This window comes from Photorhabdus laumondii subsp. laumondii (genome assembly GCF_003343245.1).
In the GTDB taxonomy this organism is placed as follows: domain Bacteria; phylum Pseudomonadota; class Gammaproteobacteria; order Enterobacterales; family Enterobacteriaceae; genus Photorhabdus; species Photorhabdus laumondii.
The window spans coordinates 4,278,418-4,294,815 of record NZ_CP024901.1; the positions used below are offsets into that span (position 1 = coordinate 4,278,418).

16 protein-coding genes and 1 pseudogene are annotated in these 16,398 nt (G+C 44.2%); 7 read left to right on the plus strand and 10 right to left on the minus strand.

From position 1 onward, the window contains the following. Positions 1-122 precede the first annotated feature (122 nt). From lpdA to PluTT01m_RS18705, 8 genes are all read right to left on the minus strand, one after another. Entirely contained in the window at positions 123-1,550 is a 1,428-nt protein-coding gene (lpdA, locus tag PluTT01m_RS18670; protein ID WP_109791775.1) for a dihydrolipoyl dehydrogenase, read from the minus strand. 206 nt (positions 1,551-1,756) lie between these two features. Then, complete coding sequence (aceF, locus tag PluTT01m_RS18675; protein ID WP_011147789.1) at positions 1,757-3,355, minus strand: pyruvate dehydrogenase complex dihydrolipoyllysine-residue acetyltransferase; 1,599 nt, start codon at positions 3,353-3,355, stop codon at positions 1,757-1,759. A gap of 14 nt (positions 3,356-3,369) precedes the next feature. Beyond that, positions 3,370-6,033: a pyruvate dehydrogenase (acetyl-transferring), homodimeric type gene (gene aceE, locus PluTT01m_RS18680; RefSeq protein WP_011147790.1), complete on the minus strand. Its 2,664-nt coding sequence runs from the start codon at positions 6,031-6,033 to the stop codon at positions 3,370-3,372. A gap of 189 nt (positions 6,034-6,222) precedes the next feature. Further along, a complete protein-coding gene (gene pdhR, locus PluTT01m_RS18685) occupies positions 6,223-6,987 on the minus strand; it encodes a pyruvate dehydrogenase complex transcriptional repressor PdhR (RefSeq protein ID WP_011147791.1) in 765 nt (254 codons plus the stop codon). 731 nt (positions 6,988-7,718) lie between these two features. Further along, positions 7,719-8,087, minus strand: coding sequence for a hypothetical protein (locus tag PluTT01m_RS18690; protein WP_011147792.1), 369 nt, complete (start codon positions 8,085-8,087; stop codon positions 7,719-7,721). A 47-nt stretch (positions 8,088-8,134) separates the two neighbouring features. Next, on the minus strand, positions 8,135-8,410 hold the full coding sequence (locus PluTT01m_RS18695) for a hypothetical protein (RefSeq protein ID WP_109791777.1): 276 nt from the start codon (positions 8,408-8,410) through the stop codon (positions 8,135-8,137). Between the two features lie 341 nt (positions 8,411-8,751). Continuing rightward, positions 8,752-8,973: a helix-turn-helix domain-containing protein gene (locus PluTT01m_RS18700; protein ID WP_011147794.1), complete on the minus strand. Its 222-nt coding sequence runs from the start codon at positions 8,971-8,973 to the stop codon at positions 8,752-8,754. Positions 8,974-8,981: 8 nt separating this feature from the next. Beyond that, a complete protein-coding gene (locus tag PluTT01m_RS18705) occupies positions 8,982-9,560 on the minus strand; it encodes a hypothetical protein (RefSeq protein ID WP_011147795.1) in 579 nt (192 codons plus the stop codon). A gap of 983 nt (positions 9,561-10,543) precedes the next feature. Between PluTT01m_RS18705 and PluTT01m_RS18710 the strand changes: the two genes are divergently transcribed. From PluTT01m_RS18710 to PluTT01m_RS18730, 6 genes and pseudogenes are all read left to right on the plus strand, one after another. Then, positions 10,544-10,921, plus strand: coding sequence for a fimbrial protein (locus PluTT01m_RS18710; protein ID WP_041380278.1), 378 nt, complete (start codon positions 10,544-10,546; stop codon positions 10,919-10,921). 32 nt (positions 10,922-10,953) lie between these two features. Further along, positions 10,954-11,148, plus strand: coding sequence for a hypothetical protein (locus PluTT01m_RS18715; RefSeq protein ID WP_041380280.1), 195 nt, complete (start codon positions 10,954-10,956; stop codon positions 11,146-11,148). A 102-nt stretch (positions 11,149-11,250) separates the two neighbouring features. Then, positions 11,251-11,967, plus strand: coding sequence for a fimbrial biogenesis chaperone (locus PluTT01m_RS18720; protein ID WP_011147798.1), 717 nt, complete (start codon positions 11,251-11,253; stop codon positions 11,965-11,967). Between the two features lie 10 nt (positions 11,968-11,977). After that, on the plus strand, positions 11,978-12,193 hold the full coding sequence (locus PluTT01m_RS27275) for a hypothetical protein (RefSeq protein WP_192880110.1): 216 nt from the start codon (positions 11,978-11,980) through the stop codon (positions 12,191-12,193). A 110-nt stretch (positions 12,194-12,303) separates the two neighbouring features. Next, positions 12,304-12,441: a hypothetical protein gene (locus PluTT01m_RS27280; protein ID WP_192880109.1), complete on the plus strand. Its 138-nt coding sequence runs from the start codon at positions 12,304-12,306 to the stop codon at positions 12,439-12,441. A 241-nt stretch (positions 12,442-12,682) separates the two neighbouring features. Beyond that, positions 12,683-13,651: pseudogene (locus PluTT01m_RS18730) on the plus strand (fimbria/pilus outer membrane usher protein). A 427-nt stretch (positions 13,652-14,078) separates the two neighbouring features. Here PluTT01m_RS18730 and ampE read toward each other — a convergent pair. Both ampE and PluTT01m_RS27955 read right to left on the minus strand, forming a co-directional pair. Next, the gene (gene ampE / locus PluTT01m_RS18740; RefSeq protein WP_011147799.1) at positions 14,079-14,933 is read right to left on the minus strand and encodes a beta-lactamase regulator AmpE; all 855 of its coding nucleotides are present in this window, start codon (positions 14,931-14,933) and stop codon (positions 14,079-14,081) included. Then, on the minus strand, positions 14,930-15,052 hold the full coding sequence (locus tag PluTT01m_RS27955) for a hypothetical protein (protein ID WP_255562350.1): 123 nt from the start codon (positions 15,050-15,052) through the stop codon (positions 14,930-14,932). The genes ampE and PluTT01m_RS27955 overlap by 4 nt, the downstream gene beginning before the upstream one ends. Before the next feature lie 376 nt (positions 15,053-15,428). Between PluTT01m_RS27955 and nadC the strand changes: the two genes are divergently transcribed. Next, positions 15,429-16,319, plus strand: a complete 891-nt coding sequence (gene nadC, locus PluTT01m_RS18745) for a carboxylating nicotinate-nucleotide diphosphorylase (protein WP_011147800.1) — start codon at positions 15,429-15,431, stop codon at positions 16,317-16,319. The last annotated feature ends 79 nt before the right edge of the window (positions 16,320-16,398 follow it).

Below are 16,398 nucleotides of genomic sequence, written 5' to 3' on the forward strand. Positions count from 1 at the left end.
CACAAAAACCATACTTTTTATATTGAGTCTCCTCAAACAGGTCATACCAGATAAAAAAACGGCTTTCAATAAATGAAAGCCGCTTCGGTAAATTACATTAATAGATTGATCGATTTAAGAAATTATTTCTTTTTCTTCGCTTTCGCATTTGGCAAATCAGTAATACTGCCTTCAAAGACTTCAGCAGCCAGACCTACCGACTCATGCAACGTTGGGTGAGCATGGATAGTCAATGCGATATCTTCCGCATCACAACCCATTTCAATTGCCAGACCGATTTCACCCAACAATTCACCACCGTTAGTACCCACAATCGCACCACCGATAATACGATTACTTTCTTTATCGAAAATCAATTTGGTCATACCGTCAGCACAATCAGAAGCAATTGCGCGGCCAGAAGCTGCCCACGGGAAAGTAGCCGTTTCATAGCTAATGCCTTTCTCTTTCGCTTCTTTCTCAGTCAGGCCAACCCATGCAACTTCTGGTTCAGTGTAAGCAATGGATGGAATCACTTTTGGATCAAAGTAGTGTTTCTTACCCGAAATAACTTCCGCCGCAACGTGACCTTCATGAACACCTTTATGCGCCAACATCGGCTGACCAACGATGTCACCAATAGCAAAGATGTGCGGTACATTGGTGCGCATTTGCTTATCAACATGGATAAAGCCGCGGTCATCAACGTCAACACCGGCTTTACCTGCATCCAGCATTTTACCGTTAGGTACACGACCGATAGCAACCAGAACCGCGTCATAACGCTGTGGTTCTGCTGGTGCGTTTTTGCCTTCCATCGTGACGTAGATACCATCTTCTTTGGCTTCTACCACGGTAACTTTGGTTTCCAGCATCAGATTGAATTGTTTGCTGATACGTTTGGTAAAGACTTTCACCACGTCTTTATCAGCCGCAGGAATAACCTGATCCAACATTTCAACAACATCAATCTGAGAGCCCAGAGCGTGGTAAACGGTTCCCATTTCCAGACCGATAATACCACCGCCCATGACCAACAAGCGGCCAGGAACCGTAGTCAGCGCCAAAGCATCGGTAGAATCCCAAACGCGCGGGTCATCATGAGGAATAAATGGCAGTTGGATAGGACGGGAGCCCGCGGCAATAATGGCGTTATCAAAATTAATCGTTGTTGCGCCACCTTCACCTTCAACAACCAGCGTGTTCGCCCCTGTAAATTTACCAAAACCATTAACCACTTTAACTTTGCGGCCTTTAGCCATACCAGCCAAACCACCGGTTAGCTGATTAATAACTTTTTCTTTCCAAACACGGACTTTTTCGATGTCAGTTTTGGGTTCACCAAAAACGATGCCATGATCTGCCAGCGCCTTAGCTTCCTCAATCACTTTTGCTACATGCAGCAATGCCTTGGAAGGGATACAACCAACGTTAAGACAAACACCACCTAAGGTAGAGTAACGTTCCACCAGAACGGTTTCTAAACCTAAATCCGCGCAACGAAAAGCAGCAGAATACCCTGCTGGACCTGCCCCAAGTACCACTACTTGGGCTTTAATTTCAGTACTCATCATGACCTCTTAATTGTTTGTCCGGCGGGTCAGGCGCCAAAAACGATATATTCCACCGGGACCTACACACCGCGAGCAGTTTACAGAATTGTTAATAACCTGAAAAGTGCGTTAACGTGACAGAACTCGCAACAAACTCACCAGATGTAAGCTGTCTCTCTGTCACCGCAATAACAATCAGGCCGGCACATGGCCGGCCTTTGAGATTACATCACCAGACGGCGGATATCGCTCATCGCATGATTAATAAATGTGATGAAACGCGCACCATCAGCACCATCGATCACACGGTGATCGAAAGAGAGTGACAGAGGTAGCATCAGGCGTGGAACAAACTCTTTACCATTCCATACTGGCTTCATTGATGAGCGGGATACGCCCAGGATAGCCACTTCTGGTGCATTAACGATTGGCGTGAATGCTGTGCCACCGATACCCCCCAGACTTGAAATAGTGAAGCATCCCCCCTGCATATCAGATGCGGTCAGTTTGCCTGCACGCGCTTTCTTAGACATCTCAGTCAGCTCGCGGGACAATTCAATGATGCCCTTCTTATTAACATCACGGAACACTGGAACCACCAGACCATTAGGTGTATCAACTGCCACACCAATGTTGATGTATTTTTTCAGCGTCAGTTTCTGACCATCTTCCGAGATAGAGCTGTTAAAGCGCGGCATCTCTTCCAGCGCTTTTGCTACCGCTTTTATGATGAATACTAGCGGAGTAATCTTCACGCCAAGCTGTTTCTTCTCAGCTTCCTGATTCTGCTGTTTACGGAAGTTTTCAACTTCAGTGATATCCGTTTCGTCGAACTGTGTAACATGTGGGATCACCACCCAGTTACGGCTCAGGTTAGCACCAGAGATTTTCTGAATACGACCCAGCTCAACTTCTTCAATTTCACCAAATTTGCTGAAATCCACTTTCGGCCAAGGCAACATACCCGGCAGACCACCACCGGCTGATGCAGGAGCCGATTCTGCACGTTTAACCGCGTCTTTCACGTAAGCCTGAACATCTTCACGCAGAACACGGCCTTTACGCCCTGTACCTTTCACTTTAGCCAGGTTAACGCCGAATTCACGCGCCAGGCGACGGATCACCGGCGTTGCATGAACATAAGCGCTATTTTCAGCGAAATCATTTTTGTCTTCTTCTGCGAAGCTTCTGCTAGCAATAACCGGTACTGCTGCTTTCTCTGGTTCAGCAGTTGGAGCTGGCGCAGAGGCAACCGGAGCAACAGGTGCTGCACCCGCGACTTCGAATACCATGATCATAGAACCGGTTTCCACTTTATCACCGGCTTTGATTTGAATTTCTTTAACGATACCGGCGAATGGCGCGGGGACTTCCATAGAGGCTTTATCGCCCTCTACGGTGATCAACGATTGTTCAGCTTCCACTGCATCGCCAACTTTCACCATCACTTCGGTAACTTCGACCTCATCACCGCCGATATCCGGTACATGAACCTTCATAGCCGCAGAAGCTACGGGTTCTGGCTCTGCCATACGCGAAGACAATGTTACCGCTGCTGGCGCTTCCGCTGGCGCAGCTTCTACAGCACCTTCCGCGGAATCAAAAATCATAATCAGTTTGTCGGTTTCAACTTTATCGCCAACCGCAATGATGATCTCTTTAACAACACCCGCCTGTGGGGATGGAACTTCCATCGAAGCCTTATCACCTTCCACGGTGATCAGCGATTGCTCAGCTTCCACTGTATCGCCAACTTTCACCATGATTTCGGTGACTTCAACTTCGTCCGCACCGATATCCGGTACCTTAATTTTGATAGCCATTGATTCTTTACCTCTTATGCCAGACGCGGGTTAACTTTTTCTGGGTTAATGTTGTATTTGTTGATTGCTTCTTCCACAACACTCACAGCGATTTCGCCGCGCTTAGCCAATTCACCCAAAGCAGCAACTACCACGTAAGAAGCATCAACTTCAAAATGATGACGCAGGTTTTCACGGCTATCGGAACGACCGAAACCGTCAGTACCCAATACGCGGAATTCACTTGCAGGGATGAAGTTACGAATTTGTTCTGCGAACAACTTCATATAATCAGTAGAAGCCACTGCTGGTGCTTCATTCATGATCTGAGCAACATAAGGTACACGTGGCGTTTCTGTTGGGTGCAACATGTTCCACCGTTCACAATCCTGACCATCACGAGCCAGTTCAGTGAATGAGGTCACGCTGTACACATCAGAACCCACACCATAATCGTTAGCCAGAATCTGTGCCGCTTCACGAACATGACGCAGAATAGAACCAGAACCTAATAGCTGAACTTTACCTTTGCTGCCTTCCAAGCTTTCCAGCTTATAGATACCTTTACGGATACCTTCTTCTGCACCTTGTGGCATCGCCGGCATGTGGTAGTTTTCGTTCAGCGTGGTGATGTAGTAGTAAATGTTCTCTTGTTTCTCACCATACATACGCTCTAAACCATCATGCATAATCACAGCAACTTCATAAGCAAATGCCGGATCATAAGAGATGCAGTTAGGGATAGTCAGAGACTGAATGTGGCTGTGTCCATCTTCGTGTTGCAGACCTTCACCATTCAAGGTTGTACGGCCGGAAGTCCCCCCAATCAGGAAGCCACGAGCCTGTTGGTCACCTGCTGCCCAGCACAGGTCGCCAATACGTTGGAACCCGAACATAGAGTAGTAGATGTAGAACGGAATCATTGGCAGGTTATTGGTGCTGTAAGACGTTGCTGCCGCCAGCCATGATGAACCGGCACCCAATTCATTGATGCCTTCTTGCAGAATCTGGCCTTTAGAGTCTTCTTTATAGTAAGCAACCTGTTCACGGTCCTGCGGAGTATACTGCTGGCCGTTAGAGCTGTAGATGCCGATCTGACGGAACAGACCTTCCATACCAAATGTACGCGCTTCATCAGCAATGATTGGCACCAGACGATCTTTGATTGATTTGTTCTTCAACATCACGTTCAAGGCACGAACAAAAGCGATAGTGGTAGAAATCTCTTTGTTCTGTTCTTCCAGCAACGCACCAAAATCTTCCAGAGTTGGCAGTTCCAGCTTCTCTTCAAAATGAGTACGACGGCTTGGCAGATAACCCCCTAGCGCTGCACGATGCTCATGCAAATATTTGTACTCTTCAGAGTCTTTATCAAACGTCACATAAGGCAGCTTTTCGAGTTGATCATCAGCCACAGGTACATTAAAACGATCACGGAAATGGCGAACGCCTTCCATATTCATCTTCTTAACCTGATGAGCGATGTTTTTACCTTCCGCCGTATCACCCATACCGTAACCTTTGATGGTCTGAGCCAGGATAACCGTTGGTTTGCCGGTAGTTTCTTGCGCTTTTTTCAAAGCAGCAAAGACTTTCTTAGGATCATGACCACCACGGTTCAACGCCCAAATCTGGTCATCGGTCATATCTTTAACTAATTCAGCGGTCTCTGGGTAACGACCAAAGAAATGCTGACGCACATAAGCGCCATCTTTGGATTTGAATGTCTGGTAATCACCGTCTAGCGTTTCGTTCATCACTTGGATCAATTTACCGCTGGTATCTTTACGCAACAGTTCATCCCAACGATCGCCCCAAAGCACTTTAATAACCTGCCAACCTGCGCCATCAAAAATGCCTTCCAGCTCATTAACGATTTTGCCATTACCCGTAACTGGACCATCCAAACGTTGCAGGTTACAGTTGATAACAAATACCAAATTATCCAGTTTCTCGCGGGTTGCGATAGTGATCGCACCTTTGGATTCTGGCTCATCCATTTCACCATCACCCAAGAAGGCATAAACGGTCTGCTTGGAGGTATCTTTCAGACCACGGTGTTCCAGATATTTCAGGAACTTAGCCTGATAAATCGCACCGATTGGCCCCAATCCCATTGAAACAGTTGGGAACTGCCAGAATTCAGGCATCAATTTTGGATGCGGATAAGAAGAGAGACCATTGCCATGAATTTCCTGACGGAAATTATTCATCTGCTCCTCAGTTAAACGGCCTTCAAGGAAAGCACGAGCGTAGACACCTGGAGAGATATGACCTTGGAAATAAACCAAATCACCGCCGTCATTTTCATTACGGGCACGGAAGAAATGGTTGAAACAAACTTCATACATGGTTGCTGAAGACTGGAATGAAGCCATGTGACCACCTAATTCCAGATCTTTTTTAGATGCCCGTAGCACAGTCATCACAGCATTCCAACGAATAGTAGAGCGAATACGACGCTCCAAATCCAGATTGCCAGGGTAAGCAGGCTCATCCTCAACAGCAATGGTGTTGATATAATCGCGGTTAGCAGCACCGGCCGCAACATTCACGCCACCTTTACGTGCTTCGTTCAGTACCTGATCAATCAAGAACTGGGCACGATCAACACCCTCTTCACGGATGACCGATTCGATCGCCTGTAACCAGTCGCGAGTTTCGATCGGATCCACGTCATTTTTCAAAATGTCTGACATGGTGTATTCCTTATCTGTTATCTGTTTCTAATGATTGTTTTGGAGCCTACCTTCCCGTCATACCCTTTGACGTTCAGCCGGTCATGACTGGAAGATAGGCCCTCACTGTTGTTGCCGCTAGTGCCCTCAGTAAAGGGACTCAACTTAGCTATGCAGACGCAGCAAATTTCAAGATCCACACAGCTAATTTTATTCCTGATGCTGTTGAAGACATCGTAATGATCGCTCGCGGCGAGTGTGCTCGCGGCTGAGATCCAATAAGACATCTTCAATAAACGCTAAATGGCGATGGGAGGCCTCACGGGCTTTCTCTGGTTGCCTCGCCATTATCGCTGCAAAAATCTTCGCCCGATGATCGCTGACAGCCGTCAACATTTCTCGGCGGGTATACAAAAACTCAAAATTCTGCCGGATATTTTGTTCCAGCATAGGTGCCATACAGCGTAATAAATGAAGGAGAACCACATTATGCGCTGCTTCGGCAACGACAAGCTGATATTGCAACACAGCCTCAGATTCAGCATTGACATCACCACTTTCCTGAGCTTGTTGAATAACAAGGTGATATTGCCGAATGCGTTCAAAATCTTCGTCAGTTCCACGCAGTGCCGCGTAATAGGCAGCAACACCTTCCAAAGCATGGCGGGTTTCAAGGAGGTCAAATTGAGATTCAGGGTGACCAGCCAGTAGTTGTACCAGTGGATCACTGAAACTTTGCCAAAGGTTACTCTGAACAAACGTCCCCCCACCCTGACGGCGAAAAAGAAAACCTTTAGCTTCTAACCGCTGAATGGCTTCGCGCAGTGAAGGGCGTGACACATCAAACTGTTTCGCCAACTCACGTTCAGGCGGCAACTTCTCCCCTGGACGCACAGATCCTTCAAGGATGAGATGTTCAAGACGCTGCTCAATAACATCTGATAATTTTGGTTGGCGGATTTTATTATAAGCCATATTTACTATAAGTCAGTTAGAACTAAGCCAGTTAGAACCTATCTCATGTCTCATGAGGCTATTTTGTTTGTCGTTTAAAACCTGGACAATGCTCAAACCACCTGCATCAATAGCACCTACTTAAGGTAACTACATATATCCGTCATCTTTCAAGTTGCCTCTTTGTTGGCTGCGTTCGCTCACCCCGGTCACATAGTTATCTATGCTCCCGGGGATTCTCTCCCTTGCCGTCGCGGTCCATCTTGAAATCTATTGAGTATATATGGATAAACATTGTTTCGGTCTTTGCCAAAGTCAATTGGTAATACCAATTTAAACTACCGGGCCATAAAAGTAACAAAGTATTCACCAACTGTCCATAAAGACCTTGTCCCAAATCATAAAAACCTGCAAATTTTAACAGTTTTTTTTAAAAATTCGCAAAAGTTGATAACCAATAGGTTAATAAACATCCTAAGATAATATTTTAACCTAACCTTTATGAACGTATAAATAGGTGCAGTGAATCGTTACAGCAAGAAAATAGTTGAATCTTTATTAAAAAAATATAGCGACCAAATCATCACCTGTTGATTTTAAATACAAATGCATACCATCAGGTTATAAATGTAGCTCAAATCAATAAAACCGAGGGCTAAAACTGGCAATTAGAAAGGAATAATGACAAATATGTGAGGAACCACCAGCAACAGCTCCAGGTAACTCCTGCTGATGGAAAAAAATGGACTACATTAAAACCAATAACGCGTCTCTTCATGCCACCCTTTTTTATACATACAGGATGAAATTATCCAACGCCTTGATGATTCATTTTTATCCCAACGCTTAACCTCAGTTTTCGGCACAGTAATGTAATGATTACAGGATTTATCTTCGTCCTTGTCTTTATCTTTGCAAGAAAAATGTTTTGTCTCGAAAGAATGAACAACTTCGCTGGTCCAGTCTGATGGTAATTGAGAATAACCTAATGCTTTACATTCAGCGTAATCCCTATCTCTTTCATACTGAGTTGCCCCTGGTTTTTCCCACGATGTACAACCCGCCAATAGAGTAAATAAGGTAAATAAAGGGATAACAGCTATTTTTCTTATAAAATTCATATAACAATACCTTAATTAAAAATAAAGAAATAACCAAAGAAATTAAATTAGAATTTAAAAGTCCCCCCAATACTGTAACTCTTATCTTCAAAAGGTGGTCTTCCACCAGATTGTATAATTTGTCTATCTTGGATTGAGATATCCCGGTAAATATCAGGAGTAGAAGGTATATTATCTACTTTAACTTCACTACCTGAAACTATATCCTTGACATTACATTCAAAATAACCACAGGTTGAAATATAGCCATCAGTAAGCCGTGGCATAGAAGAACATCCTGTAATCACAAATATTGAGAATAAAACAATAAAAAATTTATTCATTGTTAACATCCTTGAATTGCTGTTTTTATAAAAATTTAACTTAAATGAAAACCATATAAAAAGAGAGATCATTTCTTATGATCGAGTAAATAATATCTACATATGCATTTTATCTTTCTGGCATTCCACGGAATATCAGAACAATATCCCCCCAGAGAGAAATATATATTCTTATCGCGAGGAGAAACCTGCTTTATTGGTGAACCATTAACACCACAGAGTAACAGGCTAGATAAAAAACATGAAATAATTAATATTTTCATGCATTTAAAACTGGCTAATGAATATAAAGTTCTATCTTATAAGATACCAAAAGACACACAATGACTTTATTTATTGTATTAGCGGTTATCCTCTCCATCTTCCACATATTCCAATATATCTCCAGGTTGACACTGCAAATGTTTACAAATTTTTTCCAGCGTCTCAATACGGATACCTTTTATTTTGCCATTTTTCAGCAATGATAAATTCTGCTCAGTAATACCAATAATGGCAGCCAGTTCTTTAGACTTTACTTTCCTTTTTGCTAAGATCACATCCAACCTTATTATAATACTCATGATGATTCTCAGATAAAATAACGTTGCTCATCGCTTATCTTCTTAGATTCACGCATAATTAAGCTAAATATCAGAAGGAATACACCAAACATAATAATAAACAGAGATTCTGAATTAACGCCAAATGAAAAACTAAATACCCGTTGCCCTTTCACTAAATCCACAGATAACGCCATTCCTTGTAACATATTAATCACAGGGTAGAGAAGTTGCTCTAGAATCATCAGGAAACCAATAATAAATGAAGCGGAAATATTACGGTTACTCCATATTTCACCTTTAGCAAACCGGAAAAACAGAATGCCAATTAATATATAAGATGACGTTGATATAATCCGAGGTATCGTATCCAGAGAGATATAAAGCACCTGACTTAATAAAGATTGCTTAAATCCTTTTGCAGTTAATGCAGGCATAAGATCGCTATACGCCTGAAGAACGGCCTGACGAGTGGTATCGTGCCATAACGACCAAGATGCAATATGGAACCCCAAATCACCAATTACCATAATGGAAGCAATAATAATAGCCAGAAAGCTGAGTAGCTTGATTCTGGGATTAGTTACAAACTCCTGTTTATCACACATCTTGTGTCATTCCATATACATGTTCAACTAAACTTTCGCTAAAGTACTTTAAAAGTTATCGTATGACAATAATTTTTTATCACTAAATAGACAGAATATGGTTCAAAGTGATAGATAAATCAGAGTGATAATCATTGAAAGCTACCATTAATTTATTGATAGAAAAAGAAAAAAGTCATCATTTATCTGAAACAGCAAACAGTATATGTTACTTGGTCACTGTTCTATCATCCCGCCATTACATGGTTTACAGCGATAGTTTGCTGTGAAGATTGTATGACAAACACAGAACGGTTTACTCAGGGCACCTTTCAAAACCAGCACCATGCCGGTCAATTTCAATACAGAGTGAATCGAAGATGATGGTTCAAAACAAACCTGATATCAGGTCTTAACCAATCCCCTCAACACTGAAATTAATAAGAATAATTAATATAATGCTTTTGCAATGCTGGAGATTCGTGTTTCTGCGCAAGGGTAAGAAGGTGTAAGAACGAGGAAAAACCTTACTCAAAGTAGTGATGTGGCTTTCAATGACATCAGTTTCTGATATGGGACAAAAAACCGAACATTTAGAGTTATTTTGTTCGGTCTTCTTCAAACGCGGGGGAGTATACGGAAAATTTCATCACTTAAAAGAGATTTTTTGTATTTTTTTGTAAAAAATCACCTAGTTTTTTGATTTAAAATTGAAATTATTTCTTGCATTACGGATATTGCGACCTGTTGCAAGATCGTTTTTTGATCGATTTTATATTCAATTTCTTATGACAAAGGCAGAAATCCTGAAACTAAATGGTATAAGTCAGAAGTAATTTCATTAATTTAATATTTATATTCATATATTTCATCAAGTTAATAACTGAACAAAATAACTCTAAATGACCAGTAAACGCACCGCCTTGGCGGTCCGATTGTTTAACCTGTCATGGTGTTGTTTTGGGCAAAATGTATTCAGTAGATGTAGATAAGGAATGTATGAAATGAAAAAGCAAATGATGAAGACCAACATATTAGCCGCAGTACTCCTAAGCATGGAGATAGGTATGGCACACGCTTCAGATGGCGCTACGGTCAACGTGATGGCCTCCATAGGCGCCTCGACCCCTGATCTCAACGTCGAAGGTACGGGCATTGTTGGTAGTAAAGGTGCTTACACTTTAGATATGGGAACAGTTAGAACGTCAGACATTAGTGCTGACATCAATAGCGCTCATTCATCAGGAAAAGAGTTAGAGGTTAAACTAGCTAACTGTAGTTCCAAAATGGGAAAAACCATAAGCAATGCTAAATCACTCCTTCACAAGATATTCAAATACAGGTTTTGGAACAGACTCTTACTAACAGCAACCAGATCTTAAACGCCAATGCTAATGCTGACGTAGAGGTGGCCGTGTATGACGGGAATACCGCTGTTACTAAGGCAGCTCCTATTGTTATCGCTGATACCACAGAATTCGAGCCAACCAGTCCAAAAGATGGAAAAGGCATGAAAAAATGCAAAATGGCGCTGGTTTCCAAGTCCAGCGCCGTACCAGCAGCCCAAGAAGTAATAGCACCAGTAACATTCCAAGTGGTTTATAAATAATCACACGCCATCAAGTGCTAAGGGCATCATAGCAGCGGAATTGGACAGAGAAGTCCAACTCTTGCTGATGCAACACCAAACCAGACACATTCAGGTGACTCAGTGAAAAGATTGATGACAGCGATGATGATGGCCGGCCTGTTAGGCTGCCCGATCACTTCCACACAGGCGGAGAGGGTGGGGATTGATGCCACCCGCATTATCTACCGGGCGGATAGCTACGCTGCAACCGCTTTGCTACGTAATAGCAGTAAAGAGGCCGTCTATCTGATGCAGGTGACGGTCAGTTCTATCCCTGATGGGAGCAAGACTGCGCCATTTTTAGTGACTCCCCCCCTGTTTCGTATGGAACCCGGCAGCCAGAATCAGGTGCGTATCATCAAAACCGGCCAGGCGCTGCCTGCTGACCGGGAATCCCTGTTCTGGTTTACCGCGCAAGCTATCCCGTTAAGCACCGAATCCAATAATCTCTCTAGTAAGCAGAGCTCCGGGGGCGTACAAGTTCTGGCTAACACAATTAAATTGATGTATCGCCCGTCAGGGCTGCCGGTTGCACCGGAAAAGGGCTTCGGCGCTTTGCGCTTCAAAACGACAGCCGAGGGAATAACGATCACGAATCCATCACCCTATTACATCACCTTCACCTCCCTGAAAGTAGGCGGACAAGAGCTGATGACAAAGCAACAGAAAGAGAACATGGTCTCACCGTTCTCGACCCTTTTTTTACCCCTCAAAGGGGTGCATTACCCGGCTAAAGTGAGTTGGACGGTGATTAATGACCTTGGAGGAGGATCTACCTATCAGGGGGAGATACCGTAATGTTAAAACCGTGAGCCTTTATCAGACGGACAACACTCGCTGGTCTGCTTTGTACCGTCCTCTTCCCGGGGCAAGTTCAAACACGGCAGAACTGACTCTGGCATTAACGCTGGAACAGCCAACCTGTGAACTCAACGTGCAGACATCCCACGTCGAGTCTTCACCCATACCGCTTAACGAAGTACAGAACATATCGAAGCAGCGGACAACAAGCCTATTACGCTAGCGTTGTCAGGTTGTGCGAGGTCAGCCAGAGCTGGTCGTACACCGGCCATTAAAATAGCCGGCCCCACACCAGAAAACCACCCGACATTATATCGGGATAAGGCTTCCACTGTGGCGGGAAACGTGGGATTTGGCCTGCGCTATCAATTACCGGGAGGCGGGCTAGGGAGCTACCTGAAAAATGGCGATTATGGCGAAAACCGCCCCGGCGTTTGTGGGGACAGTCAGGATCGCCACGTCCCGTTATAACCCCGCCGCATCGGCGGACGGTATTCAGGCAGAGTGACCTTAATATCAACAGCATAGGCTGAATTATAAGCAGAGATGAGCTATGGCAACAAAAACTTCATTTCCGCCTGCACTGCGGGAGGATAACCAACACGCGCCCGGTCAACCAGGCGGTTTCTGGCCCCGTCCGGTATACCTATGTCTGCTGTGTTCACTGACGGCAACGACCCTGCCCGCCTCGGCGCGGGAATACTTTAATCCCATGTTCCTAATGGGCGCTGATGGTGAACACAGTCATGTCGATCTCTTGGCGTATGAAAACGCGAGATATGTCGCACCCGGGCGCTATCTGGTGGATGTCTACATGAACCAGAATAAGGTGGACAGCCGCGAGATTGAATTCAGGCTGGTTAACGGCCATCTCCAGCCGGTATTCACCGTCGCACAACTGGAAAGGTATGGGGTCAATACTCGCGAGTTACCGGCTTTTCAGGGTAAAGCGGATGACAGCCCCATCACCGAGCTGACGAAACAGATCCCGCACGCCCGCGTGACATTGGATTTTGTCCGTTTACGTCTCGATCTCAGCGTCCCTCAGAGCGCCATGCAGCCCCGTTATTCTGGAACGGTTAACCCGTCACTGTGGGATCCTGAGATCCCAGCTTTTTTGATGAACTACACCGTCAATGGCTCGGAAAAGCATTATGACAATCAGGGAAACTGGGAAGGATCACGTTCTCGTAATCTGTTTGCTTCTTTTCGTAATGGGCTGAATCTGGGACTGTGGCGTCTGCGCAGCCCGCAAACCTACAGTTACAATCATCAGCGCCACGAGGACGCCTCCTGTTTTTCCGCGCCGACACAGACCCAATGGCAGGTGAACAATACCTACCTGCAACGTGACATCCCAGCACTGCGCAGTGAGTTCACGGCGGGTGAAACCTATACCGGTGGCGATATTTTTTACAGTATCCCATTTCGGGACATGAAACTGGCTTCGGAGGAGGCGATGTTACCCGACAGTCAGCACGGTTTTGCCCCGGAGATAACCGGTGTGGCGAACTCCAATGCGCAGGTGACGGTATTCTAGAATGGCAATATCGTGTATCAAACCACCGTAGCACCGGGGCCGTTTCGGTTCACCGACCTCTATACCACCGGGAGTGCGGGCAACCTGACAGTGATAATCAAAGAGGCAAATAGGGATAAACAGCACCTGCTCCAGCGATGATGATGTATTTCAAAATTCACGCTTACTCTACCGGATCGATGGGCCATTTGTTCCGGGGAAACAGAATGCCTTAGCCTCTTCAATAGAGGATGTCGCCTTCATGTTTACTGATGCGGCCACCCCCCCCTTATCACTCAAGAACGCAAGATACGTTAAACAAAGGAACGATAACTACACGGCATCGACACAAGTTTCTGTTGTACCAGTTCTGTTGAAAACTGACGGTGCCGGAGGGCTAGCTCAAGCTGTTGCGGTTATTTCAGTATGGTCGGATATTGACTTCATCGAACCCTCTTCTTAGTTGTTGCAATTGTTGCAGCGCCAGTCGGCGCTGCATAAATCGGCTCTAATAGCTAAAGGTAAGCCAAACAACTCCATATATAGTATGAATAAAACCCGAACCAATCAGAGTCATTAAGCCAACGCATCAAACCAATGCCCCATAAATTGTCAGTAAGGCAACGACAACGATGACAGAGAAAGTCACTTTTTTCGCCAGTATCACCGCAGCAATGGGAGTTTGAATTGAATCAAGATGGGGTTCACGACTTAATGAAAACTGAGCAAGCTGACAGAGCACTTTATATTGTGAAGTTCTTAAATCACTAAGAGAAGCAACCCACGCCGGTAAAGCCCGTTCACCATGCCCTAATAAAGCATAGGCAACGCCAGCCAAACGAGCAGGAACCCAATCCAACCAATGCAACAAGCTGTCAACACCCGATTGCGCCCGCTGAACCGGTGTACCATATTGTGCCAACCATCCCTGATAAGCCCTCAAAAAGCCATATCCCATCAAAGCAACAGGACCTAATTTACCCGCCACAATCAACCAAAAAATCGGGGCCAGATAATAGCGAAAATTTATCCATAGCAACGCATTTTGTATCTCTCGCAACATATTCTCTTTGCTGGCATCAGAGGGTAAACCATGAATAATTGCGAGACGCGTAAGATATTCCCTTTGTTGTTCCCTATTATCCTGATGAACAGTACGAAAATATTCACGATAGTCATGCCGTAAGCGCCCCGCTCCGATGCACAGCAAACAAATGAACACCCATAACACCAGTTCAAGAACACCGAACATAAAATCATTTAATATTTCAATCAGTAACCATGCTATCAACATGACTGCTAACGTCATCAACAGGCTTTTCCATAACGAAAAGGATTTCATACCGGTAAGCAATGGCTCAAGACGATGCTCTAATTGCCAATGGTCACCCATTTTAAAAACTCGTTCCCACGCCAACACTAACAACAGTATAAAGAGAGTCATTCTTTCTGCTCCTGTAACAATTGCTGGTAATGTGTCCAATCGAAATAAAGTCCCAGATCAATTTTTCTTCCCAGAACAACATCATTATAGCCAGTGATATGCTCTTTTATACCCGTCATCTTTCAAGTTGCCTCTTTGTTGGCTGCACTCACTCACCCCGGTCACATAGTTCCCTATGCTCCCGGGGATTCGCTCCCTTGCCGTCGCGATCCATCTTGAAATCCATAGGGTATATATCCGGGTCTACCTATAAACCATTGTGTCAGTACAACAAAGCTTTCCCGGAGACAAACTAATACGATGAATAACCAATAAAACAGTTGCTCACCTGTGGGCACAAATCGTGTGAAAGAATTTTTCTAACTCAATTCATCATGCAACCACATTTTTTCTTTTCCTTAATCTAGATGATAAAACCAAGATAGTAGTTGTTCACTACACAACAGGGTAGCATGTTAAGACCATCAATATTGTTATCACCTCTGGAGCTTTTTAATGACAAAACAAAATTGCAATACGGATCAGCGCCGTGCTGTTCTTATGGAACACTTGCAAAACGACATTCCTGCCAGTGTAACCCTCGCACTAAAAGAAGATCTGGGTGGAAATACAAATTTCACCGCTGATATTACCGGCCAATTAATTCCCGCAGATAAACAAGCCACCGCAGTCATTATCACTCGGGAAGATGGCATTTTCTGTGGACAACAATGGCTGAATGAAGTTTTTACTCAATTAGGCGACCAGATCTCCATTGAATGGTTAGTCAAAGATAGTGATGCAATTACAGCCAACCAAAAACTTTGCCTATTACGAGGCCCAGCACAGATATTACTGACCGGTGAACGCACCGCCCTTAACTTTATTCAAACTCTCTCTGGCGTTGCAACGGAAGTCAGTCATTATGTTCACTGTCTTACCGGTTTAAAAACTCAATTACTTGATACACGCAAAACGCTACCAGGATTACGCACCGCCTTAAAATATGCCGTACTTTGTGGAGGTGGTAATAATCACCGCCTCGGATTATTCGATGCTTTCCTTATTAAAGAAAACCATATTATTGCCAATGGCTCTATTAAACAGGCAGTAGATAAAGCTCGTTATTCTCACCCTGATGTCCCTGTTGAAGTCGAAGTAGAAACGCTAGATGAACTCATTCTGGCACTCAAAGCTAATGTTGATATTATTATGCTAGATAATTTTACTATTCCAATGATGAAAGAAGCCGTCGCTATCACATCAGGTAAAGTCGCTTTAGAAGTATCCGGTAATATCACCCTGGATACTTTGCGCAGCTATGCTGAAACAGGCATCGATTTTATTTCTGTTGGAGCACTCACCAAACATATTAGAGCATTAGATCTCTCCATGCGCTTTAATTAGCAATAATTATATTGATGGTGGTGTAAATCAGCAATTAGTTACTCACAAATTTGCGAACACCACCGTAAATATTTTTGCA